This window comes from Rhizobium sp. X9 (assembly GCF_018873185.1).
In the GTDB taxonomy this organism is placed as follows: domain Bacteria; phylum Pseudomonadota; class Alphaproteobacteria; order Rhizobiales; family Rhizobiaceae; genus Agrobacterium; species Agrobacterium oryzihabitans.
Window position 1 is genome coordinate 3059832 of record NZ_CP071311.1, and the last position, 26842, is coordinate 3086673.

Here is a 26842-nt window from a genome sequence, read left to right on the forward strand (position 1 = left end):
TGTCAACTATAACACTCATGTTTTTACCTGCCAGATGCTTGTTCTTATCATTCGGCTTTGCCAACAGATAAGGCATCGAAGGCTGAAACGTGGAGATCCTATGGCCCAGTTCGACAATAATCGTCAGCGTCTTTTCGTTCCGGCGGTCGCACCGCTTTATAACTCCACGCATGATCTGGTGGAGACCGTTCTGCGTGTGACGGCAGGACTTCTTCTTGTCACCCATGGCTTCGGTAAGATCCTCAACCCGTTTGGGGCGGTCGGCATGGTGGAGAGCCTTGGTTTTTACCCCGGCGTCTTCTGGTCGCCGCTGCTGGCTGCCACGGAATTTTTCGGCGGCATTCTGGTGGCCATCGGCCTGTTCACGCGGCCGGCGTCCTTCGCTGCGATGATTGTTCTTCTGGTGACGGTCTATTTTCATGGCATCGTAAAGGCGGAAGGCCTGGGCGGCGCGGAAAAGTCGATCCTCTGGGCGGCAATATTCCTGTTCTTTGCGGTTCGCGGTGGCAACCGGCATTCCGCCGACGCGAAACTGTCCCGGGAGTTCTGAGGCGCAGAAGGCCGGGCTTGTTGCCCCATTGGTGTAGCGCCTCTTGAAAAACCGGTTTTCTCATGGTGAAGGTGGATTGAGGCGGCTATCTGCGCCGATTGAATCCACCTTTGCCGTCAAGAGGCCATATGCGCGTTGCAATTATCGAAAACATGGCGGGCACGCCGCATGGCCAGCTCGGCGTCGCTCTGCAAGAGGCGGGAGCAGATGTGCATGTCATCCGCGCCTATGCGGGTGAGCCACTTCCCACCGATGCGGGTGGTCATGATGCCCTTGTCGTTCTGGGCGGTGAGCAGAACGCCCTTGACGATGCGCTTTACCCCTATCTCCCAGAGCTTGCTCTTCTGATGAAAGCCTTCGGCGATGCGGATAAGGCCGTGATGGGTGTCTGCCTCGGCAGCCAGTTGCTGGCGCGCGCCTATGGTGGAGAGAATATCCTGGCAGGTCCGCCTGAATTTGGCTGGGAAGATGTTTCCCTGACGGAGGAGGGCGTGTCCGATCCCCTGTTGGCCGGGCTCAGGAAGACATTCCCCATTTTCCAGTGGCACTGTGATACATTCACGCTTCCGCCCGAGGCGACGCGGCTTGCCACCAATCGCGCGACACGAAATCAGGCCTTTCGTGTGGGCCGCGCGGTCTACGGTACGCAATTTCATTTCGAGGCATCGACCACGGTTGTCGATGGGTGGCGTCAGTCATTCCCGACCTCCATCGAAAAAATGGCGCCCGGCTGGCTGGAAAATTACCGTGACCATCGCAGCCAGCGCGCGGACATGGCCGACGCTGCGGGTCTGGAAATTGCCCGTGCCTGGGTACGTCTCATCTGATTTGAGCAATTATCGGTTGCGAATAGGACCAAGGCCGCTCAGAATTGCGACCGTTCATCACCATTCGCAAACGGGGCGCAATGATCATGTATAAATTTGAAATCTATCAGGACAAAGCCGGGGAATATCGCTTCCGCTTCAAGGCATCCAACGGGGAAACGATGTTTTCATCGGAAGGATACAAGGCGAAGGCATCTGCCATCCACGCCATCGAGTCGATCAAGAAAAACTCCCCCGGCGCCAATACCGTCGATCTGACGACAATGACCGTCTGAACAGACCCGTTCCGCGAGACCTCGATGCTTTTGGCCTGCCAGAATTGACAGGCGCATTGGCAGGTGCCGGCGTAAAGATAAGATTCAGTCTTTTTTGATAATCTTCCGTTAGCAATTGTATTTCGAGGTCTCCGGGCGGCGTCAGAGTGCCCCCGATTGTTTTGCGTACGGGTTCTCATGCGTTCATCGGCTGTGCCAGCATTTCTCTTCGGTTGCCTTCTGCTTGGGGGCTGTACGTCCAGTTCCGGGCCGGAAAGCCTGGTGGCCGGCTTGCCGTCGAAGGAAACGACGAGTTCGGTCACGCCGTCTGCTCCCGTCCCGCAGGCAAGTGTCGGCACCCAGACCATAAACGCTCAGCCAAGACAGGAAGTTCTGGCATGGGGCGGGCCGGTGCCAGAAGAACCAAAGGCTTTTTCCGCCGTTACGCCACGGGCGTCCCTGCCGCAGAACGCGCCTGAAATCCGCCTGCCGGTCCCGTCGCAGGCTGGCATGATACGGCCGGCGGAACGCCCCACGGATCGCCAGATGGAGCGTCCGGTGCAACTCGCCATGGCCGCCGCCCCGGCGGCGAGCGCCGGCGCTCAGGTGCGCTCGCGCATCTTCCGCTCCAGCTTCACCGATGCCAAGCCCATCAATTTCGGCAGGGTTCAGCCACGCCACTTCCAGGTCCATGGGGTGGATGTATCCCGCTGGCAGGCCAATATAAACTGGCCGCAGCTGCGCACGCGCGGTGCCAATTTCGCTTTCATCAAGGCGACGGATGGCGGCGATCATCTTGATCCGATGTTCCGCACCAACTGGCAGCGGTCGAAGGAAGCCGGTATCCGCCGTGGTGCCTACCACTTCTTCTATTGGTGCCGCTCGGCCAGTGAACAGGCGGACTGGTTCATTCGCAATGTTCCGCGTGATCCCGATGCGCTGCCGCCGGTGATCGACGTGGAATATAACGGCGAATCAAGCTGCAAGATGCGCCATTCCCGCGAGCGCGTTCTGGAAAAGATGCGCGTATTCATGGACAAGCTCGAGCGCCATTATGGCCAGCGGCCGATCATTTACACCGCACCCGATTTTTATAAGGACAATCTGACCGGCGAGTTCCAAGACTATCCCTTCTGGCTGCGTGCCGTCGCCCAGCATCCGTCCGTGGTTTATCCGGGCCGCAAGTGGCTGTTCTGGCAATATTCCGGCTCCGGCCTGTCGCATGGTGTCGATGGCCGCATCGATCTCAACGTCTTCAACGGCAGCGAGGATGCCTGGCATCGCTGGGTGGACCGCCGCTCAAGCTGAAGCGGCGGGCGTCAGCGCGCAAATTTTCTGGCGCCGGCAACACACAGCACCACCACAAGCGTGATGCCGACCATTGCCGGGCTGACCTCCTCGTGCAGCAGGGTTGCCGCAAGCACCAGCCCGAAGAACGGCTGCAGCAATTGCAACTGGCCCACGGCGGCGATGCCGCCGAGCGCCAGCCCGCGATACCAGAAGATGAAGCCGATCAGCATGCTGAACAGCGACACATAGGCAAGGCCGCCCCAGGCCTGCGGATCGATGCCGGCAAGGGTTTCCGGCCCTGTGAAAAAGCTGAGTGGCAGCATTACGGGCAGGGACAGAACCAGCGCCCAGGAGATAACCTGCCAGCCACCCAGTTTGCGGGAAAGGGCTGCACCTTCGGCGTAACCAAGCCCGCAGACGATAATCGCGCCCAGCATCAGAAGATCGCCGGCAAGCGAGGCGCTGATGCCGGCGGCAAGCGAATTCCACAATGAGTAGCCAGCCACCAGGGCACTGCCGACGCAGGAAAAGAACCAGAAGGCAGCACGAGGGCGCTCTCCACCGCGCAGCACGGCGAAAATCGCGGTTGCGAGCGGCAGCAATCCGACGAAGACGATGGAGTGCGCCGAGGTCACGTGCCGCAGCGCCAGCGCCGTCAAAAGCGGAAAACCCACCACCACGCCGAAGGATACGATGAAAAGCGATGTCAGATCATCGCGTGCCGGGCGTTTTTGCCTGAACAGGAAAAGCAAAGCGAGGGCCAGAAGTCCGGCAATGCTGGCGCGGGCGACGGTCAGGAACACCGGGTCGAAACCCGTGACCGCAATGCGGGTGGCGGGCAGCGAACCGCTGAATATCACCACGCCGATAAGGCCGTTCAGCCAGCCGCTTGTCGTCTTGTCCATGATCGTCTCCTGTATTTTTCCCTTCTTGATCCTGAACGGCTGGCGGCAACAGCGACAATCATATACAATTTCAAGAAACTGTTATGGTTGTATGGGCGGTACGGTTGGAGGAAAATGTGGACGGGCAGATCATTGCGGGCACGCGCATAGAAAAGGTGATGGCAAGTGTGCGGCAACGCATCGCCTCGCGCAGCCTCGTTCCAGGGGCGAGATTGCCGTCCGTCAGGGCGTTGGCAAAGGCCATGCAGGTCTCCACCTCCACCATTGTCGAGGCCTATGATCGACTGGTGGCGGATGGCACCATAAGCTCTCGCCCGGGCTCCGGATTTTTTGTGGCGGGTCCGCTTGCGCCGCTCTCTCTTGCCGATATCGAACCTCAACTGGACAGGGCGGTCGATCCGCTCTGGGTGTCGCGGCAAGCGCTGGATGAGGCGACGGCCCTTGCCAAGCCGGGTTGCGGCTGGCTTCCCGCGTCATGGATGCCCGAGCAAGCGCTGAGGCGGGCAATGAGAGGGCTTGCCCGTGCGGATACTTCCCTGCTGACGGATTATGCGAGCCCGATGGGATTGTTGCCGCTGCGCCAGCTTTTGTCGCGCAGGCTCGCAGAACATGGCGTGCAGGCGGGCGCCAGCCAGATCATGCTGACCGATTCCGGCACGCAGGCGATCGATCTGCTGTGCCGTTTCCTGCTGCAGCCGGGGGATACGGTGATTGTCGATGATCCCTGCTATTTCAATTTCCATGCCCTTTTGCGGGCGCACCGGGTGAAGATTGTCGGGGTGCCCTATACGCCAACGGGACCGGACCTGCCGCTTTTCGAGCAGGCGCTGAGAGAGCACAATCCCCGTCTTTATATTACCAATTCGGCGATCCATAATCCGACAGGTGCAAGGCTTTCCGCCGTTTCCGCCCATCGCCTGCTGATGCTGGCCGAACAGGCGGGTCTTACCATCATCGAGGACGATATTTTTGCCGATTTCGAAACCCAGGCGGCACCACGGCTGGCGGCTTTCGATGGGCTCAATCGAGTGGTCCAGATCGGCAGTTTTTCAAAAACGCTGTCCGCGTCCGTGCGGTGTGGTTTTATCGCAGCGCCTTCGGCATGGGTGGAGGCCCTGAACGATCTCAAGATCGCCACCGCTTTTGGCGGCGCGCATTTTTCGGCAGCGCTGGTCCTGTCGCTTTTGACTGACGGTAGTTACCGCAAGCATGTCGAGGCGCTTCGGCAACGTCTTGCGGCGGCGGTGCCGGAGGCGGCGGCGCGTTTGAAGGCAGTTGGATGCGTGCCGTGGATCGAGCCGCAGGCTGGCATGTTTTTATGGTGCCGCCTGCCGGAAGGCGTCGATGCCGCTGATGTGGCGCGCCGGGCGCTCTCGCAGCAGGTGGTGCTGGCCCCCGGCAATGTTTTCAGCTCCTCGCAGAACGCCTCCGGTTTCATGCGTTTCAACGTGTCGCAAATGGCTGGTCCACAGGTCATGGCGGTGCTGGCGGATGCTCTTGGGCAGAGGGCCGATCATCGCCCGTCATAGGCCGGTTGGCACGAATCGGAACAAAATCCCGTGAACACCGTTTTCTCCCCAGAGTGAAGAGGAGGAAATACCATGACATTCGATCCCAACAACCCGCGCCCGGACCGCGATCTTCGTCCGGAAGTGAATATCAACAATGACCCGCGTGTCCGCACGTCTCCGTCCTGGATGCCGTGGCTGGCGATTATCGTTGTTGTTCTGGTGGGCGTTTTCGCCTGGTCGCAGATGAGCGGCCCGACCACGGATCCGGCAACGACATCCTCAACCACGCCGCCCGCGGCAACGGATCAGGCACCGGCGCCCATGGCTCCGACGACCCCGGCAACGCCGCCTGCCAACAATACGGCACCGGCTAGCCCGAATACGGGTGGCACGCAGACCCAGCCGTAACGGTTTCAACGATCTGATGAAACCGCCTGCCTCCGGGCAGGCGGTTTTTTGTTGCCGTAAGGCTCGCTTCAGAGCTGCTCCATGGCGGAAGGGTGGTTGGAAAGCCTGGACCAGCGGGCGATCGATTCTTCCGCCAGCGCTGAAAGCGTGATGCTTCCAAAGCGGGAGAGGAGAATTTCCTCCGCTTCCTTCATGGCATCGAAAAGCGCTGAATTGACCGCCTGCTCAATCACGCAGTTCGGATTGTCGCCCGCGAGCCCTATAGAGAAGAGTTCCGGTGTGCCGAGCGCGCGGTAGATATCAAGCAGCGTGATGTCGCTGAGGGGGCGCGCCAAAACCCAGCCGCCGCCATGACCCTTTTCCGAAGACACATAACCGTGCTCCCGCAGGCCCGCCATGGTTCTGCGCACCACCACAGGGTTGGTTTGAAGCATCGCCGCGATGCTCTCGGAGGTGGCTGCGCCCTCATGTTTTTCCATATGGATAAGAATATGCAGCACCCGCGAGAGGCGCGTATCGTGTCTCATTGCTGAAGCCCGTCTGTTTTTTGGCGACGCTATCAGCTTCCTTCTGACGTAACAATATAAGTTGCGTGACTATTGACTCCAAAAATCACGTAACAATATAAGTATCGTGAAATTGAACGAGTGCTTCCGGCTCGGCTTCAGAACGATAGGTGCATCATGAAATACGACGTCATCATCATCGGCGGCAGTTATGCCGGCCTCTCCGCTGCCCTGCAGCTCGGCCGCGCCCGAAAAAACATCCTCGTGGTGGATGCGGGTGAGCGGAGAAACCGCTTCGCAAGCCACTCCCACGGTTTTCTCGGCCAGGACGGCAAGGCCCCGGGCGAAATCATCGCCGAGGCGCGCCGCCAAATTGAGGGCTACCCGACGATACACTGGGCAAAGGGCAGGGTAACGAATGCCGAGGGAGCTTTTGATGACTTTGTCGTCGAGATTAATGACACTCGCCGCGAAAGTGCGGCCCGGCTCATTCTGGCCATGGGTGTTGCCGATGAATTGCCTGACATAGCCGGGCTGAAGGAACGCTGGGGCAGCACCGTCTTCCATTGCCCCTATTGCCATGGATACGAACTGAACCAAGGCGAGATCGGCGTCATCGCGGCCTCGCCGCTGGCCATCCACCATGCGCTGATGCTGCCGGACTGGGGTGAAACCACCTTCTTCACAAACGGTATATTTGTAGCCGATGCCGAACAGAGCGCACTTCTGTCAGCCCGGGGCGTCCGTGTGGAAAAAGAGCGCATCAAGGAAATCGCGGGGCATGCGGATGTCGTTCTTGCGGACGGGCGCAGCATTGCTTTGGCCGGGCTTTTCACGCAACCGAGATTGAAGATCACCTCGGACTGGGTCGAAAAGCTCGGCTGCACCGTGGAAGAGGGGCCAATGGGATCAAGCATCGTGACGGATGCCATGAAACAGACGACAGTGCGCGGCATCTTCGCCAGCGGCGATGTGGCCAGACCCGCCGGCTCGGTCGCTCTTTCGGTGGGCGACGGCGCCATGGCAGGGACTGCGGCTCACAGGTCGATCATGTTCGCGGAATGATCAGTGCGAAACAAGGCTCAGCCAGCGGCCCGGAGGCATGCCGAAGGCATTCTTGAAGTGGCGGGTAAAATGCGCCTGATCCGCAAAGCCGCAGGCAAACGCCGTTTCGGCAAGGCCCGCACCCGCGCGCATCATGTCCTTGCATTTTTGCAGACGCCGCATGATGAGATAACGATGCGGGCTCGTGCCGAACAGGCAGCGGAAGTGACGAAAGAGGGTGAAGCGATCGAGCCCGCTTATTTCCTCCAGCTCGTCTGAACCGACCGAAACGGCGCTGTTTTCCAGCAAATAGTCCCGGCAACGGAAAACGGCGCTCCGGTCCAGCCGCTTGATGGTTCTCTCACTTCCGTTCGAATGCTTAAAGAGCAGATCCGCCAGTCTGGATTGCCAGTCGGTCAGGAGCAGATTATCCGGCTCGCCTTCGAGATTGCCGAGCGCCTCGATCAGGCATTGCCGGAACTCCTCGTCCTCGATGACGGGATTTCTTGCGAAGGGTAGCGTGTGATAACCCGCCTCCATCGTCTTTTCCGGTGGAAGGTAGAGCATGCGGTAAAGCAGACCTTCATCGGTGCCCGCGCCGCCATCGTGAACTTCGTCCGGATGCAGAACGATCACCTTTCCGGGCGTGCTGAAATGGGCTGTACCACGATAGGAAAAGGTCTGGACGCCGGAAAGCGTGACGCCCAGCGCATAGGTATCGTGGCGATGCGGCGCATAGGCGTTGCCATGAAAGCGCGCCTCGATGCGCTCGATACCCTCGCTCGAAGGTGCCTGCACAATCCCCTCGAATTTGCACGAACGTTCAAGATCGCTGACGCCCGAAGCATCTAGGATCGCTTCTCTTTCGTAACCACAGCCAGATTGAGTTCGCATGTTTGATACCAAGATCGCCGTCATCCTTCGTGATGACCTTGCCGTATGGCAAAAACTGAACGTCACCGCATTTCTCATGTCCGGGATTGTCGCCCAGACGAAAGAGATCATTGGCGAACCATACCGCGACGGGGCGGGCAACGTCTACAATCCCCTTTCCGTCCAGCCGATTGTCGTGATGGCCACGGATCAGGAAGCGCTGCGCAAGATCCATCAACGATCGCTCGAACGCGACGTCACCACATCGCTCTACATCGAGGAAATGTTTGCCACCGGCCACGACGTCGCCAACCGCCAGGTATTTTCGGAATTTTCGCCTGACAATGCAAAGGTGGTGGGCATGGCGCTGAGAGCGGATAAGAAAATCGTCGACAAGATCACCAAGGGCGCGAAGCTTCACGCCTGAGCAGGTGTCCTGAATGTAAAAAGGGAGGCGGTAAGCCTCCCTTTTAAAAGCAATGACGATATGGCTGTCGCTTATTCGTCGTTCATCTTCAAAGCGGCGATAAAGGCTTCCTGCGGAATTTCCACCTTGCCGAACTGGCGCATGCGCTTTTTGCCTTCCTTCTGCTTGTCCAGAAGCTTGCGTTTGCGCGTCGCGTCGCCGCCATAGCACTTCGCCGTCACGTCCTTGCGCAGCGCGCGCACGGTTTCGCGGGCTATGACCTTGCCGCCGATGGCTGCCTGGATCGGGATCTGGAACATGTGCGGCGGAATGAGTTCCTTCAGCTTTTCGCACATGCCGCGTCCGCGCCGGTCGGCCGCCGAGCGGTGTACCAGCATGGACAGCGCATCCACCGGATCGCCATTGACGAGGATCGACATCTTGACGAGATCGCCGGCGCGGTAGTCGATGATGTTGTAATCGAACGAGGCGTAACCCTTGGAGATGGATTTCAGCCGGTCGTAGAAATCGAACACCACTTCGTTGAGCGGCAATTCATAGGTGATCATCGCGCGGTTGCCGACATAGGTCAGCTCGGTCTGCAGGCCGCGCCGGTCCTGACAGAGCTTCAGAATGCCACCGAGATATTCGTCAGGCGTCAGGATCGTCGCCTTGATCCACGGCTCGCGGATTTCCTTGATCTTCACAACATCAGGCATGTCGGCCGGGTTGTGCAGTTCCTTCTCGGTGCCATCCGTCAGCGTCATTTCATAGACAACCGAAGGTGCTGTCGCGACGAGATCGAGATTGAACTCGCGCTCGAGACGTTCCTGAATGATTTCAAGATGCAGCAGGCCGAGGAAGCCGCAGCGGAAACCGAAACCGAGAGCGGCAGACGATTCCATTTCGAAGGAGAAGGAGGCGTCGTTGAGGCGAAGCTTGCCCACCGCTGCGCGCAGGTCTTCGAAGTCCGCTGCGTCAACCGGGAAGAGGCCACAGAACACCACGGGCTGCGCGGGCTTGAAGCCGGGCAGGGCCTGCGCCGTCGGGCGCTTGTCGTCGGTAATCGTATCGCCGACACGCGTATCGGCGACTTCCTTGATCGAGGCGGTGATGAAACCGATCTCGCCGGGGCCGAGGCTGTCGACATTGACCATCTTCGGCGTTAGCACGCCAACGCGCTCGACGCCATATTTCGCGCCCGAACCCATCATCCGGATCTGCTGGCCCTTTGTCAGCACGCCATCAATGACGCGCACGAGAACCATGACGCCGAGATAGGTGTCGTACCAGCTGTCGACCAGCAGCGCCTTGAGCGGCCCGTTTTCGCCGACATCGCTCGTCGGCGGTGGCAGGCGGTTGACGATGGCTTCCAGAACATCGGGAATGCCAAGACCGGTTTTGGCCGAAATCATCACCGCGTCGGAAGCATCGATGCCGATCACTTCCTCGATCTGTTCCTTGATGCGGTCGGGTTCGGCCGCCGGCAGGTCGATCTTGTTGAGCACGGTGACCAGTTCATGATCGTTGTCGATCGCCTGATAGACGTTGGCCAGCGTCTGGGCTTCCACACCCTGCGAGGCGTCCACCACCAGCAATGAGCCTTCGCAGGCGGAGAGCGAGCGGGACACTTCATAGGCAAAGTCGACGTGACCGGGCGTGTCGATGAGGTTCAGCACATAGGTTTCGCCGTTATTCGCCTTGTAGTGCAGGCGCACGGTCTGTGCCTTGATGGTGATGCCGCGCTCGCGTTCGATGTCCATCGAATCGAGAACCTGTTCCGACATATCGCGCTCGGCAAGGCCGCCTGTCGACTGGATCAACCGGTCGGCCAGCGTCGATTTGCCGTGATCGATGTGGGCAACGATCGAGAAGTTGCGGATATGGTCCAGGGGCGTGCGGGTCGAATTTGTGCTCATGCCCCGCGCTATAGCAGGGGCTTCCCGTGCCGCAAAGCGGGAATTTGGTTAAAAGCCCTTTAAAATGGGCTTTTCAGATCGCAAATTGCTCTGGCCAGTCGCGGCGGGTGGCCACCTGTCCCTCGGTTCTGAGCCTCGCCACGGCAGCAAGGTCTATATCGGCAATCAGCAGCGTACTTTGTGTCACCGTATCGCTTTCGCTTTCCGCAACGATACCGGAGGCCGGCATGCCGTAGTCGGACGGCACGTAAAGTGCGGCGCGGCCACGATTTTCATCGACAGCGGGAGACCATGGGGCCTCGCCTGCCGTGGGGGAGGAGAGAACGGCATATTGGTTTTCGAGCGCCCGGGCCTGCGCGCCGATACGCACCCGGTAGGCACCTGCCAGCGTGTCGGTACAGCTGGGGGCGAGAACCAGTTCGACGCCAAGCTCGGCCAGCTTCCGGCCAAGCATCGGGAACTCGTTATCGTAGCAGATGAGGATGCCAAGCGTGCCGATCGGCGTCTCGAAGGCTTTCAGACCCTCGATGCCGGCATGGATATTCCATTGTTCCCGCTCGAAGCGGGTCATGATCTGCTTGTCCTGATAACCGATAAGCCCCTCCGGGCCGAACAGCCACGCGCGGTTGCGGAACTTGCCGTCCTTGTCTTTCACCGGCGCGCTGCCCGGTTGAAACAGGATTTGATGTTGCCGCGCCAGCTCTTCGCAAAGCTCGACCCAGGAGGGAATGAGCGGCTGTATCTCTTCGATGGAACGGTGCAGATCGCAGCGCGCGTCGGGCGGTAGTTGCCCGGTCAGCGCCATGGCCGAATATTCCGGCAGCAGCAGCAGCTCTGCGCCTCTTTCTTTCGCCTCGCGCACGATGGTGGAAAGATGGGCGGCATAGGCTTCCCATGTCTCGATCAGTTCGATGGCATATTGGCTGGCGGCGAGCTTCGTCATCTGCTTTCCTCTCCGGCGGCTATGGTCTTCATCCAGAAGGACAGGGGTTTCGGGCTCTCAACGCTCTCGTCGAGGTCTCGCCAGGTAAAGCTGGTACGCAGCTTGGGGTGATGGCGATAGCCGCGTTTTTCCCAGAAGGCATTCAGCGGCACGTAGTCTGCCGGCCGGCGCGGATGGTCTGCGGGTCGCTCGACAGCGCAGAAGGTGCAGCAGTCGAAGCCAAGCTTTCTTGCGTGCGCCTCCCGCTCCTCGAAGAACTGCACGCCGACGCCATGACCGCGATATTCGGGGAGAAGCACGCTTTCACCGAAATAGAATATCCTGTCCGGATCACAACCCGCCTTGAGGAAGGGCATTTTCACGTCGTCCGTTTCCGCCGCCATCGGCATGCCGGTGGACATGCCCACGACCTGTTCGCCCTCTTTCCCGGCGTCAAGCGCCAGCACGAAAACCGCACCTTTCGTGTCGGCATAGGTCGCCAGATATTTGCGCTCGTAGTGCAATGAGCCGTCATAGAGATAGGGAAAGGCGCGAAACACCTCGATCCTCAGGCGCGCAAGGTCATCCAGATAGGGCGTGGCGTCGATGCCGGAAAGAGACTTGATTTCGACGGTCATGGGCATTTTCACTTTCGGTTGCACTGGTTATACCGTCATGGAAAACCCGCGCAAGCATTGAACGGAGAAGACAATGACCGCCACTGAGACCATCCGCGCCTATTACGATGCCTTCAACCGTCAGGACATGGATGCCTTTCTGGCGCTTCTTCACGACGAGGTGGTGCACGACATCAATCAGGGCGAGCGCCAGACCGGAAAGGCGGCTTTTGCCTCCTTCATGGACCACATGAACCGCTGCTATAGGGAAAATCTCACCGAGATGGTCATCATGGCGAGCGAGGACGGCAAGCGCGCTTCTGCGGAATTCATCGTGAACGGGGAATATCTCGCAACCGATGAAGGTCTGCCGGAAGCGAACGGCCAGAAATATGTCCTGCCTGCCGGCGCATTCTTCGACCTGAAGGATGGAAAAGTTAGCCGAGTAACTAACTACTATAATCTGAACGACTGGATTGCCCAGGTCGGCGCCTGAGGCATCTTTTGCCAGGCGGAAACAGCGGCAAAAGGCGATCATCGTTTCTCATATGATGGATATTGACTCCATCATATGAGAAATGTAATTCTCGCATGATGGAAAACGAAGATTTTATTCTCGAACGCTCGATCGGTGAGCGCATCAAAACGTTGCGCGCTGAAAACGGCCTGACGCTGGACCAGCTTGCCGCCGAATCCGGCGTCAGCCGTGCCATGATTTCCCGCATCGAACGTGGTGAGGCGAGCCCCACGGCGTCGCTGCTTGCCCGCATCTGCGCCGCACTTGGCCTGTCCCTGTCCGGCTTTTTCGCCGAAAACGAAGAGGCCGTTTCCCCACTGGTGAAAAAGCGCGACCAGCAGCTCTGGAAAGACCCGGAGACCGGTTATGTGCGCCGCGCCATCTCGCCTCCACGCGTCGGTTCCGACGTCGATATCGTCGAGGTCGAGTTCCCGGCGGGTGCACGTGTCGGTTTCCCGCCGCATGCGGCAAGCCGCGGCATGACGCAATATGTCTGGCTTTTCGAAGGTGTGCTTGAAATGACGAGCGGCGGAGAAATCTACCGGCTGGAACCCGGCGATTGTCTTTTCATGCCGGTGGGCGAGGGGCATGTTTTCCACAATCCCACGCAAAAACCTGCCCGTTATGCCGTCGTGCTGGATCAAAAGCAGCGCTGATTTTCCCGACAGGAGTTATCATGACCACCATCCGTGTGTTGAACGGGCAAGAGACCATCGACGCCTTGCCCGAACTTTGCGACGTTCTGGCCGCCTGCGTGAACGGCGGCGCATCCGTGGGTTTCATGTTGCCCTTTTCACCGCAGGATGCTGAGCCCTTCTGGCAGGCAGTTGCAGAAGCGGTAGGTGAGGGCGGTACCATTCACGTGGTGGCGGAAGCGGATGGCAAGGTGGTGGGCACCGTGCAGGTCGGCCTTGCCTCCAAACCGAACCAGCCGCATCGCGGCGATCTGATGAAGCTCCTTGTGCATCCTTCCGCGCGTGGCCTGGGGCTTGCCCGCAAGCTCATGCAAAAAGTCGAGGAGGAGGCGGCAAAACGTGGCCGCACCCTTTTGGTGCTGGATACGGCCACGGGCAGTGACGCGGAGGCGATCTATCCCCGTCTCGGCTGGGAGCGGGTCGGCGTTATTCCCGACTACGCACTGTTTCCCGACGGGCGCTTCTGCGGCACGACCCTGTTTTACAAACGGATCGGCTAGGCCCTTCAGGCTGCCTCTTATTGTCCCGGCTTCAATGTGCGGTTGAAGGCGGCGACGATCATCGTCTCCAGCTGCGCATGAATATCCCCTCGGTCGCGGGACCCGGCCGGTTCGCAGATCGGATCGCGCTCGCCGACGGATTTGAGAAATGCGCCGGCATCCGGTTTGCAAAGGGGCAGGAAGCTGAAGTGATCGGCCTCATCGACCTGCTGGTAGGTTGCGGCGTGTATCGCAGCCGCAAGCCTGTTCGCAAGCACGGCAGGCGGAATTTTCCCCTTGCTGCCGAGATTGATGAAGGTCAGCGGAATATCAATCGCTTTCAGGCTGTCGGGTTGGAAGGCGAGCGCCAGGCCGGGATCGACCAGCACGGCGGAGCGGATGCGGGGATCGCGGTTCTGCTGCTCGAAGCGGGCCTTGTCGATGCTGTGCAGATCGAGCTTCGTCACGCCGACTGGCTCGTTATCGACATAGCCCCTGCCGCCAGCAAACCATTGGCAATCCATCATCGTGGCATACTCGTCGCAATAACGCGCATAGGCGTCGAGATCGGCGCGCGCGCCCGAGATTTCCAGAGCAGCACTTCCGCCCAGCGAAAAGCCGAGGACGCCGATCCTGTCTGTGTTGATTGCGCCGGACCAGCTGCCTTGCGTCGTCAAGGCTGTCACGATTGTGGAAAGATCGTTGGTCCGCTCCCAGATTTTCGGCGTGTCGGCGGGGGTTGAATCGCCGCTGGTGGTGCCGGGATGGTTGGGTCCGGCGACGATGAAACCTTCGCTGGCCAGTCTCGCGGCGATCCAGCCCATGCCGGTCACTCTTGAACCCGAGCCGTGCGACAGAAGCACCAGCGGCAGGTGACCCGGCTTCACGGCGCCGTCCTTGAAGACGGGCGTACCCTGAAAAATCCGATCGTCGCCGGAAAGCGTCTTCACGCCGCTGCCGTCGGATGGATACCAGACGGTGACGGCAAGATTTTTTCCGCGTTCGGGAGAAGGGATGGCGATTTCGCTGACGCCGACAGCTTCGGCCGCAAAAACGGGCTGGGTGAGAAAAGCGGAAAACAGTATTATCGTGGTGGTGACGATGGAACGCATGGAAACCTCGTGCTGTTGGAAAAACGAGGCTCAATCTGCGCCGTCACGTATTTTCGGCGTCCTTGATCGCGTTTCAGGTCGTACCGAAACGTGATCTGGTCCATGGGAAGACAACAGGTCGCCGTTTGGGGGTATTCGTTCGTGCTGTTCATACCGTTGCCATTCGTTGTGGCGCTTCTGCTGGTTGTCATGTTCATCGTCTTCGTTCGAAGCGGGGACGATGTGCGCACGAACCGCGCCTTTCTGGCCCTGATCGCCCTTTGCGCGGTGCAATCCGTTCTTGTCGGCCTGCGCTGGGGGTATGGCGTGAATGCGGTGCGTTACGTCCTGCCGGTTCTGGCCGCCTGCCTGCCGCCCCTCGTTTACATCGCCTTTCGCGGCCTGATGAGGGTCGGCGCAGAGAGCAGAAGAGCGATGTTGGCAAGTCTCGTGCTTTCGCCTCTGCTAATCATCGCTCTGGAATTCGCCCTGCCGGTTGCGATCGATCCTGCCTTGATCCTCATCTTTGTCGGCCATGCCGCCGCACTGCTTCTTCTGGGAGGAAAAGGGCCTGACGGGCTGGACGAGGCGCAATTTGCCAGTGTCAACTCGGCGCACAGGGCGCTCATCATCGCCGCCGTGGCACTTTGTGTTTCAGCGCTGTTCGATCTTCTGGTGTTTCTCGATTTCGAATGGGCTCATGGAGAAAATGTCGCCGTTCTCGTCAGCAACGCCAATCTTTTCGGGCTGTTGCTCATCGGTCTGATGGCGGCTCTGGCTGGAAAAAGCAAAGGACCGCAAACATCTGCGGAGCCATCTGAGGAACTGCCGCCTCCTTCCGAGCCATCGCAACAGGACCGCGACATTGTAGCAAGCCTTGACAGCCTGATGACCGCGCAGGCGCTTTACCGTGACGAGAACCTCAACCTGACCCGGCTTGCAAGACGTCTCGGCCTGCCGAGCCGGCAGATATCAGGGGCCATCAATCGCTCGCTTGGCGTGAACGTCTCGCAATATGTCAACCAGCTCCGTATCCGCGAAGCCTGCCGCCTGCTGGAGGAGACGGAACAATCGGTAACCGCGATCATGTTCTCCTCCGGTTTCCAGACCAAGTCCAACTTCAACCGGGAATTTCGCCGTGTCACCGGCATGAGCCCGATCGACTGGCGTGAACGGCAGGTGTGGAAGCTGGTCTCGCCAAACAAAACGGCCACCCGGCCTGCGCCGGATGACCGTCTGAAGATGGTCGGAAAATGATGAACGGGATCAGAGCGTGCCGTTGCGTTGCTGGATCATCATATAGGTATCATAGGTATATTCGGCGATCTGGGCCCAGAGATAGGCGTCCTTCTTGAACGCCTGCTGGCTTTCGTAGATCTTCTTGAAGCTTTCGTTCTTGGCCGAAATCTCCGCATAGGTGTCCTGCGCCGCCTTGTGGCAGACATCGAGGATCTCCTGGCTGAACGGCCGCAGGATGGCGCCCTGTGCCACGAGTTCCTTCAGCGCCTTCGGGTTGTGCGCGTCGTAACGCTCCAGCATGCTGGCGCTACCGGCCGCACAGGCGTCTTTCAGGATGCGCTTGTAGTTCTCCGGCAGCTCGTTGAACTTCTGCAGGTTCACGAAAGCATGAACGGCTGGGCCGCCTTCCCACCATGCCGGATAGTAGTAATATTTCGCGACCTTGTAGAAGCCGAGCTTCTGGTCGTCATAGGGACCGACGAATTCGGTGGCATCGATCGTGCCCTTTTCCAGAGCGGCATAAACATCGCCCCCGGCGATCTGCTGCGGTGTCACGCCAACTTTCTGCATCACCTGGCCAGTCAGGCCGGCAATGCGCATCTTCAGACCCTTCAGGTCGTCGATGGTGTTGATTTCCTTGCGGAACCAGCCGCCCATCTGGGCACCGGTATTGCCGAGAAGGATCGAGTAGATGTTGTGCTGGGCGAGGAATTCATTCAGCAGCTCGTTGCCGCCGGCCTGGTTGAACCAGGCATTGGTCTGGCGCGCATTGAGACCGAAGGGAACCGAAGTACCAAGCGCGAAGGTCGGGTCCTTGCCGACATAATAATAGGAGCAGGTATGCGCCATTTCGACGGTTCCGGCCGTCACCGCATCCGCCGCCTGCAACGCCGGCACGATTTCGCCACCGGCGAAATGCTGGATGACGAAGTTGCCGCCTGAGGCTTCCTTGACATGATCGGCGACGATCTGGCCCGCGCCGAAAAGAATGTCGAGGCCCTTGGTGAAGGACGACGTCATGCGCCAGGTGATTTTTGGGTTTTCCTGCGCAATGGCCGGGGCGGCCAGTGCCGTTGCGGTAACACCGGCGCCAACAGCGCCCGCCTTGCGGATAAATGATCTACGATCCATGTCGATAAGCCCTGCTATGTCTGCATATTACAGGCGAACCGCACGGTACGCCTCCCGCTGGCTACTAAACATTTATCCTTGCGGCCATCAAGAGGGAATGTTCGAAACTTGCGCGGTCTCCTGCAGCGCCTTTTTGGTTGCTGCTTTGGCGCGCGATCACGCCCTTCCTGTGGCCACTGTCCAGACGTCGTTACGGATGGGTGCGCTTTAACGCCGGGTCGTCCATCGCCGGATTGTAAAACAGCGAAAGCGTCAGGCTTCTGGCGATGCGTTGCGCCGTTTCCATGAACCAGTCATGGGCCTGTCGGCTCGGCGCGATATCGTCAAGCGTAGCGGAGAATAACGTGAGCCATTGCGGGAAAAGCTCTGCCGACATGCCATTTACGCCAAGATGCGCCTGCACCGGCTTGCCGCCATAACTGCCGTTCTTGAAGGCGACGCCACTCCAGAACTGTTTCATTCTGGCCATGTGCTCTGGCCAGCGTCCGGCAAGCCGTGCGTCGAAGACAGGGCCGAGTGCGGGATGGTTGAGAACGCGGCCGTAAAATGTCTCCACCAGCAGGTCGATGAAACCGGCATCGACGCCGATCTCCGCCATGGCCTTTTCCGCCCTGTCTCGAATTTCCGCATTGTGTGCGGCTCTTGCCGTGATTGGGTCCTGCATCGTGCTTCCTTTTCAGTGAATTTACGTCGCTCTACCGCCATCCGCAATGCGACCCTTTGGCCCATTAGAATTATTCTAAAAAGCTTGATCGTGACGCGATCCAGATGTATTTAGAATTATTCTAAAAAGGTTTCAGTCATGTTCCGCAGTCTTTTTTCCCTGTCCAAACGTCCTTTTTCCTCCCTTGGTGAACAGGAAATCCTGGCGCTCGCCATTTCATCCGAAGAGGATGATTCCCGCATTTACCGCTCCTATGCCGATCATTTGCGTGCGCAATTTCCGCAATCCGCAAGGGTCTTCGACGACATGGCCGAGGTTGAGCAGCAGCATCGTAACGTGCTGATCGACATGCATCGCCGCCGCTTCGGAGAAACGATCCCGCTGATCCGGCGCGAGCATGTGCGCGGATTTTACGAGCGCACGCCGGACTGGCTCGTAAAGAACCTGTCGCTCGAGAAAATTCGCGCACAGGCCGAATTGATGGAAGCCCAGGCGATCCGTTTCTATGATGAGGCGGTGAAGCGCACCAGCGATGCTTCAACGCGCAAGCTGCTGGGCGATCTGGCTGAGGCCGAGCGTGGCCACGAAGACATCGCGCAGATGCTTGAAGAGAAACATCTCGACGAAAACGGCAAGACCGAAGAGGCGGAAACCGCAAAACGGCAATTTCTTCTGACCTATGTGCAGCCGGGCCTTGCGGGGTTGATGGATGGCTCGGTCTCCACACTGGCGCCAATCTTTGCCGCCGCCTTTGCCACGCAGGATACCTGGCAGACCTTTCTGATCGGCCTCTCCGCCTCCGTCGGTGCGGGTATTTCCATGGGTTTCACCGAGGCTGCCCATGACGATGGCAAGCTTTCCGGCCGTGGCTCTCCGGTAAAGCGCGGTTTCGCCTCGGGCATCATGACGGCCGTCGGCGGCCTTGGCCACGCGCTTCCCTATCTCATTCCGCATTTCTGGACGGCCACGGCTATCGCCGCCATCGTCGTCTTCGTGGAACTCTGGGCCATCGCCTTCATTCAGAACCGTTTCATGGAAACGCCGTTCCTGCGGGCCGTGTTTCAGGTGGTGCTTGGCGGCTCGCTGGTGCTCGCCGCCGGCATCATCATCGGCAATGGGTGAGAGCTGGAAAGGCTGCGAGAATAATGACCGAGGCTTGTCGGATAACAGCCTTGCCTAAAACGCGACGTCATTCTGGAGCTTGACCCGAGAATCCATAAGCCACTGAAATTGTGGGTCCTCGGGTCAAGCCCGAGGATGACGGAGGCGAGGTTTTCCAGCCGTCAGCGCAATGCGCCAACCAGAATGTCGCGGCCATCCTCGATGGAGACCCAGCGACCCGTATTGAAGGACGCCTGCCGCTTCAGATAGGTGTAGTTGGTGTCGGTCCAGAGCTTCACATCGTCGGTGAGGTTGTCGAGAATGTAATCGCCATCGGTCGTGCGGAGCGTCAGCACGGCATGGCCTTCACCGTCCGGCTTGCGCACGACGGTGATCAAGAGGTCGGCAACGGAGAAACCGCGCTCGATCAGCTTCTTGCGCTTCAGCAGCACGAAATCTTCGCAGTCGCCTGCGGTCGTCGGATATTCCCACACTTCGTCCTTGCCGTAGATTTCCTGGTCGGTCATGGCGACGACGGTGGTGTTGACGGAGGTGTTGATCTCGCGAACCACACCCCAGCCATAGTCGGTAACGCGCGGCGGCGGCGTCATCTTGCTGCGAATGTTGCACTCGTCCGCATATTTCTGACAGAACTCATAATGGCCGATCGGCTGGGATGTAATTCCGCCCGTCACCATGGAAGGGCTTCCCTTGGTTTCCGCCATGGCGGAAGCAGCAGTCATTAGCCCGGCGGCAACTGCAGACAGCAGCGCACGCGCCAGCGGTGCGTTCATCATGAAACCCGTCCCTTAAATTCTTAACGAAAAGTTAAGAGGGATGGGGGGCTTGAGTCAATCATTAGCAATCGGCGATGCGCAAGACTCGTTGAATATGGTTAAGAGCGTTGCGCAAATGCCTATATTGCAAGGGCTTTGACCGCGGCCAGCATCCTGTCGATATCCTGCGGCCGGGAAAGCCGGTGGTCGCCATCGCGGATCAGCGTCAGGACGACATCATCGGCCGGCAGATGTTCCATGAGCTTCAGCGCATGCTGATAGGGCACATCCGGATCGCGCATGCCCTGGAGGATGTGAACGGGGCATCCGGTGGTGATGATGCCCGTCAGAACGCGGTTCTTTTTTCCGTCTTCCATCAGCGCGCGCGTGAAGATGTTGGGCTCGGGGCTGTATTCCGAATGTTCCTCGAAGTAGCCCTTTTCCTCCAGCGACGCCTTTTCAGCATCGCTCAGGCTCGGCTCTATCAGTTCTGCAGTGAAATCGGGCGCGGGCGCAATGAGGACCAGCCCTGCGACGGAGGGCGCGCCACCCATCTTGCGCAACTCCTCGACCATGCGCAGCGCAATCCAGCCGCCCATCGAAGAGCCGATAAGAATGACGTGCGATGGCGCCTTCGCCCGCACCACGGCAATTGCTTCTTCCAGCCATCTTGAGATGGTGCCCTTCCTGAAGTCACCGCCGGAAGCGCCGTGGCCGGAATAATCGAGCCGCAGGCAGGCAAGGCCGTTTTCCGCCGCAAAGCGATCGAGTTCCACCGCCTTGGTTCCGGTCATGTCGGAACGATAGCCGCCCAGCCAGACCAGCATGGGCGTGTTCCCGCCCGAAGCCGCCGGGCGATGGAGAAAGGCGATGTTGCGGGCATCGTCGCCCGCCCCTACGTGCAGGAATTCAGCGGCTTGTTTGGTCATGTATATGCAATTCTCCTGATTTTCGTGCAATATCGGCGGCGTATTTGCAAAAACCGTGGCAACAGGTGATCTTTTCGGGCAGATATGCTATTGACTTCGCCACGGCAATAACGACATTTCCGCCGCTTGTACCAAACAAGCTGTTTTTTGCTGACGTGATCCAGAAACAGATCAGGAGAATACGACCATTCGCAGACCTTTCAAAGCCGATGCCCCCGTCAAGGAGGGGCCGCGCTCCAACCGGGAAATTCGGGTTCCCAGAGTTCAGCTTATTGATGAAGAAGGCCAGAACCTCGGTAGCATGCCGACGGATCAGGCTTTGAAGATGGCGGAGGAGGCTGGTCTCGATCTCGTTGAGATTTCGCCGAACGCTGAACCGCCGGTATGCAAGATCCTCGATCTCGGCAAGCTGAAATACTCGACCCAGAAGAAGGCGGCCGAGGCGCGCAAGAAACAGAAGATCGTTGAGGTCAAGGAAATCAAGATGCGCCCCAACATCGACACGCATGACTATGACGTGAAGATGAAGGCGATGAACCGGTTCTTTGACGAAGGCGACAAGGTGAAGGTAACGCTGAAGTTCCGTGGCCGCGAAATGGCTCACCAGGAACTTGGCATGAAGCTTCTCCTTCAGGTGAAGGAAGACACCCAGGCAATTGCCAAGGTTGAAGCTGAGCCGAAGCTGGAAGGCCGTCAGATGATGATGGTTCTCGCCCCGAAATAATCTTTTTACGCGTTCACATCACTGGCGCGTATCCCACCGCAAGGGGAAATTCTCATTCCCCGTTGCGCTTTTAGCCGACTGCGGTTATAAGCGCGCGTCCGAACGGTCCGGCAGGGCATGCCGAGGCCGTTCCTGAATAGCTTGAAATAGGCCTCGTCTGCCTGTTTCGATACAAAAAACGGAGTAGCAAAATGCCCAAGATGAAGACGAAGTCCGCTGCAAAGAAGCGGTTCAAGATCACCGCTACCGGCAAGGTTGTTGCAGCCGCCGCCGGTAAGCGCCACGGCATGATCAAGCGTACCAACAAGTTCATTCGCGACGCGCGTGGAACCATGGTTCTCGCCGAAGCTGACGGCAAGAAGGTCGTCAAGAACTACCTGCCGAACGGTCTCTGAGACTTTTCCGCACTTTTGGACACTTTAAGGAGATCATGACATGGCACGCGTAAAACGTGGCGTAACTTCCCGCGCCAAGCACACCAAGACACTCAAGGCAGCCAAGGGCTTCTACGGCCGCCGCAAGAACACCATCCGCGCAGCAAAGGCTGCCGTGGATCGTTCCAAGCAGTACGCTTACCGCGACCGCAAGGTCAACAAGCGCAACTTCCGCGCTCTGTGGATCCAGCGTATCAACGCTGCTGTTCGCGAATTCGGCCTGACCTACGGCCGCTTCATCGATGGCCTGAACAAGGCTGGTATCGAAGTCGACCGCAAGGTTCTGTCCGACATGGCTATCCATGAGCCGGCAGCATTCGGCGCGCTCGTTGAAGCAGCGAAGAAGGCGCTTGAGTACCTCAAGGATGCTGGTACGGCCAACGAGTTTGAAACCGCTGTAAAGTAATTACGGCGCGGACAATCTGTTGTTCATTTGAAACCCGCGCCGGTTCTCCGGCGCGGGTTTTTTATTTTTGGAATCCACGGCAGTTCCTGCAGGGCGTGCAAGCACCGTGCATACGGATCAAAGAAAAAGGGTGGAGCATCTGGCCGGGTTTCGGTCGGCAAATTCCTGGGGGTAAAAATGGTGGTTGCCGCAAGCGAGGCGGAAAAAGTGAAGGGTTTCCACGTCCATCTTGAAGATGGCGATATCGCGGCCCTGATGCAGGCTCTGCTCAAGAGCGAGCGACGGGTGCAGAAACTCGAGCTTTCCACAACGACCGTCTGGATCAAGCGCCAGGGCACGGAAACGCCGTCCTGGTGGATAAAGCTGCAGACATTTCTCGCCAAATTGCTGCCCTATACCTTCATGCGACCTTCTCCGCCGCTTGATGGCGCAGGCCTGATGCGCCGCGAACTTGAAACGCTTCACGTCTTCAAGGCGCGGGGTTTCCTTGTACCTCCCGTCATCTATTCCTCGCTGACGGCGGTCGTGCTGGGAGATGTCGGCCCGACCGTGATGGAGCGCATGGACGCGATGAAGGTCGCAACACCCGTGGAGCATGACGCCTTGCTGGTGAAATCCGCCGAAGCGCTCGGCGAGTTGCATGCGGCGGGCCTTTGCCACGGACGGCCGCATGTGCGCGACTTCTTTCTCCAGGATGGGCGCATAGGCTTCATGGATTTCGAGGAGCGCCCGCAGGAGGTCATGCCGCTTGAGACGGCGCAGGCGCGCGATGTCTGGCTGCTGTTTTTACAGGTCGCGACCCGGGCCTGCGATGCGCCGAAAACCTGCGATGCGGCCTTTGCCCGCTGGCGCGAAAACGCCCCGCCACGGGCGCTGGAAGAATTGTGCCGTCTGACCGGCATTCTGGGGCGTTTTTTACCGGTTGCCCGGTTGATCGGGCGCGTGCGGATGGGTAGTGATCTGCGACGCTTTATCATGGCGACCGACTATCTGATGAATGCTGTGAACCCCGAAGCCGCTGTTAAAAATACCGGCAAGGCAGGAAAAGATGACTGAACTTGATACCTTGAAATCGCAACTGATGTCGGAGATCGCCGCCGCTGCCGATGAGCCGGCTATCGAAGCCGTGCGCGTCTCCGCGCTTGGCAAGAAGGGCTCGGTTTCGGAGCTTCTGAAGACGCTTGGAACAATGACGCCGGAAGAGCGTCAGACCCGTGGCGCTGCCATCAACCAGCTGAAGACCGAAATCACCGACCTGATCGGTGAACGCAAGAGCGGCCTGAAGGATGCTGCGATTGCCGCCCGTCTGAAGGCGGAAACGCTGGATGTCAGCCTGCCGGTCCGCCAGTCTCCGGCCGAGCGTGGCCGCATTCATCCCATCAGCCAGATCGTCGACGAAATCACCGCGATCTTCGCGGATATGGGCTTCTCGATTGCCGAAGGTCCTGACATCGAGACCGACTATTACAACTTCACGGCGCTGAATTTCCCCGAAGGCCATCCGGCCCGCGAAATGCATGACACCTTCTTCTTCCAGCCGGATGAAAACGGCGAGCGCAAGGTGCTGCGCACTCACACCTCGCCGGTGCAGATCCGCACCATGGAGAGCCAGAAGCCGCCGATCCGTATCGTCATTCCCGGCAAGACCTACCGTCAGGACTCCGACGCCACCCACTCGCCGATGTTCCATCAGGTCGAAGGCCTTGTCATCGACAAGAAGGCGCATGTCGGCAATCTGCGCTGGATTCTGGAAGAGTTCTGCAAGACCTTCTTCGAGGTGGACAGCGTCGTCATGCGCTTCCGCCCGTCGTTCTTCCCCTTCACGGAGCCGAGCTTCGAGGTGGATATCCAGTGTGATCGTTCCGGCCCCATCGTCAAGTTCGGCGAAGGCAAGGACTGGATGGAAATCCTCGGTTGCGGCATGGTGCACCCGAATGTGCTGCGCGCCGGCGGGCTGGACCCGGATGAATATCAGGGCTTTGCCTGGGGCATGGGCCTCGACCGCATCGCCATGCTGAAATACGGCATGCCGGACCTGCGCGATTTCTTCAACGCCGATGTCCGCTGGATGAACCACTACGGCTTCCGCCCGCTCGACATGCCGACGCTGTTCGGCGGTTTGAGCGTTTAATCCGGTTAGCCAAGGAGCAAAGACATGAAATTCACTCTTTCCTGGCTGAAAGAGCATCTCGAAACGGATGCGACGCTGGACGAGATTTGCGAGCGGCTGACGGCGATCGGTCTCGAGGTCGAGGACGTGGACGACAAGGCGGCCTACAAGCCCTTCGTCATCGCCAAGGTCGTTTCCGCCGAAAAGCATCCGGAGGCAGACCGCCTCAAGGTGCTGATGGTGGATGCCGGTGACGGCAAGCCCGTGCAGATCGTCTGCGGCGCGCCGAATGCACGCGCCGGCCTCGTCGGTGCGCTGGCGCGTCCCGGTGTGTATGTCCCGGGCATCGATGTCACGCTTGCGGTTGGAAAAATACGCGGTGTCGAAAGCCACGGCATGATGTGCTCCGAAAAGGAGCTGAACATTTCCGACAGCCATGACGGCATCATCGATCTGCCGGAAGACGCGCCGGTTGGTACCTCCTTCGCCACCTATGCGGGGCTCGACGATCCGGTCATCGAGATCAATCTGACGCCAAACCGTCCGGACTGCACCTCGATCTATGGCATTGCCCGCGATCTCGCCGCTTCCGGTCTCGGCAAGCTGAAGACAAAGCCTGCGCCGTCCTTCAAGATTGAAGGCGCAACGCCGGTCACTGTGAAGCTGGAGTTGGACGACGCGGCCCTCTGCCCCGGCTTTTCGCTGCGCATCGTGCGCGGTGTAAAGAACGGCCCGAGCCCGAAGTGGATGCAGCAGCGCCTGATGGCGATCGGCCTGCGTCCTATCAATGCGCTTGTTGATATCACCAACTACATGACCTTCGATCAGGGCCGACCGATGCACGTCTTCGATGCTGCCAAGGTCAAGGGCGATCTGACGGTTCGCCGTGCGAAAGAGGGTGAGACGATCCTCGCGCTCGACCAGCGCGAATACAAGCTTGGCCCGAACAATGTCGTCATCGCCGACGAAAAGGGCCTGGAGTCCATCGGCGGCATCATGGGCGGCGAACATTCCGGCTGCGACGAAAACACCGTCGATGTGCTGATCGAATCCGCTCTCTGGGATCCGATCAATATCGCCAAGACCGGCCGTTCGCTCGGCATCATCACCGATGCGCGTTATCGCTTCGAGCGTGGCGTCGATCCGGAATATATGGTTCCGGGTCTGGAACGCACCACCGAACTGGTTCTGGAATTGTGCGGCGGCGTTGCCGGCGAAGCCAAGGTTGTCGGTTACAAGGGCCATCAACCGAAGGTCGTTGATTTTCCGCTGGCGGAAGTGAAGCGCCTGACGGGGCTGGAAGTCTCGGCGGAAGAGAGCCTCACCATTCTTAAAGGCCTCGGTTTCGGTGTCGAAGGAACGGGTGAACGCGTGTCCGTCACCGTGCCGTCGTGGCGTCCGGATGTTGATGGCAAGGCCGATCTGGTGGAAGAGGTCATGCGCATCCATGGCGTCGACAACATCAAGCCGGAGCCGCTGGAAAGCTTCGGCGCCGTCAACGGCCGTATCCTGACCACGCTGCAGATCCGCACCCGCACCGCGCGCCGTGCGCTGGCAAGCCGCGGCATGCTCGAGGCCGTCACCTGGTCCTTCATCCCGGAAGCCCAGGCGAAGCTTTTCGGCGGCGGTTCCCCCGCCCTGAAGCTGGCCAACCCCATCGCGGCCGATATGTCGGACATGCGTCCTTCGCTGCTGCCGGGCCTTCTGACCGCAGCACAGCGCAATGCCGACAAGGGCCATGGCGACGTGGCGATCTTCGAGGTCTCCGGCACCTATGAGGGCGATACGCCGGAAACCCAGCGGCGTGTGGCCGGCGGTGTTCGCCGTGGCACGGCCTCGCTCGCAGGCAGCGGCCGCATGTGGTCCAACACTGTCAAGGGCGGTGGCAAGCCGGTGGATGTCTATGACGCCAAGGCCGATGCGCTGGCGGTGCTGGAAGCCTGCGGCCTGCCCATGGCCAATGTGCAGATCGAAGCCGGCGGTCCCGGCTGGTATCACCCCGGCCGCTCCGGCACCATCAAGATGGGTCCGAAGGTCGTGCTCGGTTATTTCGGTGAATTCCACCCGAAGACGCTGTCAGAGCTGGATGTTTCCGGTGTCTATAGCGGTTTCGAGATCTATCTCGACGCCATGCCGGAGCCGAAGAAGAAGGCGACCCGCACCAAGCCGGCCCTTGAACTCTCGCCTTTCCAGGCAGTCAAGCGCGACTTCGCCTTCGTGGTCGACAAGTCGGTCGAAGCGGGCGCCATCATCAAGGCCGCAACAAGCGCTGATCGCAAATTGATCACCGGTGTCAACGTCTTTGACGTTTTCGAAGGTGCATCGCTTGGCGAAAACCGCAAGTCCATCGCCATCGAGGTTCAGATTCAGCCGGTCGACAAGACGCTGACGGACGAGGACTTTGAGGCGCTGACCGCCAAGATCGTTGGCAATGTCGAGAAATCGACGGGCGGCGTTCTGCGCGCCTGAAAACGGATGACGGAATAAAAAAGCCGCGGCAAATGCCGCGGCTTT

The 26842-nt window shown here is 59.2% G+C and carries 30 protein-coding genes; 19 read left to right on the forward strand and 11 right to left on the reverse strand.

The window, feature by feature from the left end:
- Window positions 1-100 precede the first annotated feature (100 nt).
- From JZY08_RS14690 to JZY08_RS14705, 4 genes are all read left to right on the forward strand, one after another.
- The gene (locus JZY08_RS14690; RefSeq protein ID WP_082183492.1) at window positions 101-550 is read left to right on the forward strand and encodes a DoxX family protein; all 450 of its coding nucleotides are present in this window, start codon (window positions 101-103) and stop codon (window positions 548-550) included.
- A gap of 128 nt (window positions 551-678) precedes the next feature.
- Window positions 679-1377, forward strand: a complete 699-nt coding sequence (locus JZY08_RS14695) for a type 1 glutamine amidotransferase (protein ID WP_216330534.1) — start codon at window positions 679-681, stop codon at window positions 1375-1377.
- A gap of 86 nt (window positions 1378-1463) precedes the next feature.
- Window positions 1464-1652 carry a YegP family protein gene (locus tag JZY08_RS14700; protein ID WP_216330535.1) on the forward strand — a complete coding sequence of 63 codons (189 nt, stop codon included), beginning with the start codon at window positions 1464-1466 and terminating at the stop codon, window positions 1650-1652.
- A gap of 177 nt (window positions 1653-1829) precedes the next feature.
- Window positions 1830-2939, forward strand: coding sequence for a GH25 family lysozyme (locus JZY08_RS14705; protein WP_035241456.1), 1110 nt, complete (start codon window positions 1830-1832; stop codon window positions 2937-2939).
- Between the two features lie 11 nt (window positions 2940-2950).
- On the opposite strand, the gene JZY08_RS14710 is transcribed toward JZY08_RS14705, so the two are convergent.
- Window positions 2951-3826 (reverse strand): DMT family transporter, encoded by an 876-nt coding sequence (locus tag JZY08_RS14710; RefSeq protein WP_003493298.1) that lies wholly within the window; start codon window positions 3824-3826, stop codon window positions 2951-2953.
- A 116-nt stretch (window positions 3827-3942) separates the two neighbouring features.
- Here JZY08_RS14710 and JZY08_RS14715 point away from each other — a divergent pair, with 116 nt between their 5' ends.
- Together JZY08_RS14715 and JZY08_RS14720 are read left to right on the forward strand one after the other, a co-directional pair.
- On the forward strand, window positions 3943-5355 hold the full coding sequence (locus JZY08_RS14715; protein ID WP_216330536.1) for a PLP-dependent aminotransferase family protein: 1413 nt from the start codon (window positions 3943-3945) through the stop codon (window positions 5353-5355).
- A gap of 72 nt (window positions 5356-5427) precedes the next feature.
- Window positions 5428-5745 carry a hypothetical protein gene (locus JZY08_RS14720; protein ID WP_003493304.1) on the forward strand — a complete coding sequence of 106 codons (318 nt, stop codon included), beginning with the start codon at window positions 5428-5430 and terminating at the stop codon, window positions 5743-5745.
- Between the two features lie 68 nt (window positions 5746-5813).
- On the opposite strand, the gene JZY08_RS14725 is transcribed toward JZY08_RS14720, so the two are convergent.
- Window positions 5814-6272, reverse strand: coding sequence for an Rrf2 family transcriptional regulator (locus JZY08_RS14725; RefSeq protein WP_216330537.1), 459 nt, complete (start codon window positions 6270-6272; stop codon window positions 5814-5816).
- 156 nt (window positions 6273-6428) lie between these two features.
- Between JZY08_RS14725 and JZY08_RS14730 the strand changes: the two genes are divergently transcribed.
- A complete protein-coding gene (locus tag JZY08_RS14730) occupies window positions 6429-7316 on the forward strand; it encodes an NAD(P)/FAD-dependent oxidoreductase (protein WP_216330538.1) in 888 nt (295 codons plus the stop codon).
- On the opposite strand, the gene JZY08_RS14735 is transcribed toward JZY08_RS14730, so the two are convergent.
- A complete protein-coding gene (locus JZY08_RS14735) occupies window positions 7317-8093 on the reverse strand; it encodes an AraC family transcriptional regulator (protein WP_164056359.1) in 777 nt (258 codons plus the stop codon).
- Window positions 8094-8187: 94 nt separating this feature from the next.
- On the opposite strand from JZY08_RS14735, the gene JZY08_RS14740 reads away from it, so the two are divergent.
- A complete protein-coding gene (locus tag JZY08_RS14740) occupies window positions 8188-8595 on the forward strand; it encodes a DUF2000 family protein (protein ID WP_216330539.1) in 408 nt (135 codons plus the stop codon).
- A gap of 71 nt (window positions 8596-8666) precedes the next feature.
- On the opposite strand, the gene lepA is transcribed toward JZY08_RS14740, so the two are convergent.
- The 3 genes from lepA to JZY08_RS14755 form a co-directional block, all read right to left on the reverse strand.
- The gene (gene lepA / locus JZY08_RS14745; RefSeq protein WP_035241462.1) at window positions 8667-10505 is read right to left on the reverse strand and encodes a translation elongation factor 4; all 1839 of its coding nucleotides are present in this window, start codon (window positions 10503-10505) and stop codon (window positions 8667-8669) included.
- A gap of 61 nt (window positions 10506-10566) precedes the next feature.
- Window positions 10567-11436: a carbon-nitrogen hydrolase family protein gene (locus JZY08_RS14750; protein WP_137038514.1), complete on the reverse strand. Its 870-nt coding sequence runs from the start codon at window positions 11434-11436 to the stop codon at window positions 10567-10569.
- Window positions 11433-12053: a GNAT family N-acetyltransferase gene (locus JZY08_RS14755; RefSeq protein ID WP_216330540.1), complete on the reverse strand. Its 621-nt coding sequence runs from the start codon at window positions 12051-12053 to the stop codon at window positions 11433-11435. The genes JZY08_RS14750 and JZY08_RS14755 overlap by 4 nt, the downstream gene beginning before the upstream one ends.
- 73 nt (window positions 12054-12126) lie before the next feature.
- On the opposite strand from JZY08_RS14755, the gene JZY08_RS14760 reads away from it, so the two are divergent.
- The 3 genes from JZY08_RS14760 to JZY08_RS14770 all read left to right on the forward strand — a co-directional run bounded on the left by JZY08_RS14760 (window position 12127) and on the right by JZY08_RS14770 (window position 13744).
- On the forward strand, window positions 12127-12528 hold the full coding sequence (locus JZY08_RS14760; RefSeq protein WP_216330541.1) for a ketosteroid isomerase-related protein: 402 nt from the start codon (window positions 12127-12129) through the stop codon (window positions 12526-12528).
- Between the two features lie 98 nt (window positions 12529-12626).
- Window positions 12627-13205 (forward strand): XRE family transcriptional regulator, encoded by a 579-nt coding sequence (locus tag JZY08_RS14765; protein ID WP_216331569.1) that lies wholly within the window; start codon window positions 12627-12629, stop codon window positions 13203-13205.
- A 20-nt stretch (window positions 13206-13225) separates the two neighbouring features.
- Window positions 13226-13744, forward strand: a complete 519-nt coding sequence (locus JZY08_RS14770; RefSeq protein ID WP_216330542.1) for a GNAT family N-acetyltransferase — start codon at window positions 13226-13228, stop codon at window positions 13742-13744.
- Window positions 13745-13761: 17 nt separating this feature from the next.
- Here the strand turns inward: JZY08_RS14770 and JZY08_RS14775 are convergent, their stop codons facing one another.
- Window positions 13762-14835 (reverse strand): alpha/beta fold hydrolase, encoded by a 1074-nt coding sequence (locus tag JZY08_RS14775; RefSeq protein WP_216330543.1) that lies wholly within the window; start codon window positions 14833-14835, stop codon window positions 13762-13764.
- 141 nt (window positions 14836-14976) lie between these two features.
- On the opposite strand from JZY08_RS14775, the gene JZY08_RS14780 reads away from it, so the two are divergent.
- Window positions 14977-16071: a helix-turn-helix transcriptional regulator gene (locus JZY08_RS14780; protein ID WP_216331570.1), complete on the forward strand. Its 1095-nt coding sequence runs from the start codon at window positions 14977-14979 to the stop codon at window positions 16069-16071.
- A gap of 9 nt (window positions 16072-16080) precedes the next feature.
- Here JZY08_RS14780 and JZY08_RS14785 read toward each other — a convergent pair whose 3' ends face one another.
- Both JZY08_RS14785 and JZY08_RS14790 read right to left on the reverse strand, forming a co-directional pair.
- Window positions 16081-17184: a TRAP transporter substrate-binding protein gene (locus JZY08_RS14785; protein ID WP_003493330.1), complete on the reverse strand. Its 1104-nt coding sequence runs from the start codon at window positions 17182-17184 to the stop codon at window positions 16081-16083.
- A 190-nt stretch (window positions 17185-17374) separates the two neighbouring features.
- Window positions 17375-17848 carry a group III truncated hemoglobin gene (locus tag JZY08_RS14790; RefSeq protein WP_216330544.1) on the reverse strand — a complete coding sequence of 158 codons (474 nt, stop codon included), beginning with the start codon at window positions 17846-17848 and terminating at the stop codon, window positions 17375-17377.
- 138 nt (window positions 17849-17986) lie between these two features.
- Here JZY08_RS14790 and mbfA point away from each other — a divergent pair, with 138 nt between their 5' ends.
- On the forward strand, window positions 17987-18970 hold the full coding sequence (gene mbfA, locus JZY08_RS14795; protein ID WP_082183506.1) for an iron exporter MbfA: 984 nt from the start codon (window positions 17987-17989) through the stop codon (window positions 18968-18970).
- A gap of 161 nt (window positions 18971-19131) precedes the next feature.
- Here the strand turns inward: mbfA and JZY08_RS14800 are convergent, their stop codons facing one another.
- A complete protein-coding gene (locus JZY08_RS14800) occupies window positions 19132-19746 on the reverse strand; it encodes a transglutaminase-like cysteine peptidase (RefSeq protein ID WP_003493336.1) in 615 nt (204 codons plus the stop codon).
- A gap of 119 nt (window positions 19747-19865) precedes the next feature.
- Window positions 19866-20654, reverse strand: coding sequence for an alpha/beta hydrolase (locus tag JZY08_RS14805; RefSeq protein WP_216330545.1), 789 nt, complete (start codon window positions 20652-20654; stop codon window positions 19866-19868).
- 187 nt (window positions 20655-20841) lie between these two features.
- On the opposite strand from JZY08_RS14805, the gene infC reads away from it, so the two are divergent.
- The 6 genes from infC (at window position 20842) to pheT (ending at window position 26797) form a co-directional block, all read left to right on the forward strand.
- The gene (gene infC, locus JZY08_RS14810; protein ID WP_077224822.1) at window positions 20842-21378 is read left to right on the forward strand and encodes a translation initiation factor IF-3; all 537 of its coding nucleotides are present in this window, start codon (window positions 20842-20844) and stop codon (window positions 21376-21378) included.
- Window positions 21379-21569: 191 nt separating this feature from the next.
- Window positions 21570-21773 carry a 50S ribosomal protein L35 gene (rpmI, locus tag JZY08_RS14815; protein WP_003493355.1) on the forward strand — a complete coding sequence of 68 codons (204 nt, stop codon included), beginning with the start codon at window positions 21570-21572 and terminating at the stop codon, window positions 21771-21773.
- A 40-nt stretch (window positions 21774-21813) separates the two neighbouring features.
- Window positions 21814-22218: a 50S ribosomal protein L20 gene (rplT, locus tag JZY08_RS14820; protein ID WP_003493358.1), complete on the forward strand. Its 405-nt coding sequence runs from the start codon at window positions 21814-21816 to the stop codon at window positions 22216-22218.
- A gap of 177 nt (window positions 22219-22395) precedes the next feature.
- Window positions 22396-23274, forward strand: a complete 879-nt coding sequence (locus JZY08_RS14825; protein ID WP_216330546.1) for a serine/threonine protein phosphatase — start codon at window positions 22396-22398, stop codon at window positions 23272-23274.
- Window positions 23267-24349 (forward strand): phenylalanine--tRNA ligase subunit alpha, encoded by a 1083-nt coding sequence (gene pheS / locus JZY08_RS14830; RefSeq protein ID WP_216330547.1) that lies wholly within the window; start codon window positions 23267-23269, stop codon window positions 24347-24349. Before JZY08_RS14825 ends, pheS begins: the two co-directional genes overlap by 8 nt.
- A 24-nt stretch (window positions 24350-24373) precedes the next feature.
- Window positions 24374-26797 carry a phenylalanine--tRNA ligase subunit beta gene (gene pheT / locus JZY08_RS14835; RefSeq protein ID WP_216330548.1) on the forward strand — a complete coding sequence of 808 codons (2424 nt, stop codon included), beginning with the start codon at window positions 24374-24376 and terminating at the stop codon, window positions 26795-26797.
- Window positions 26798-26842 lie beyond the last annotated feature (45 nt).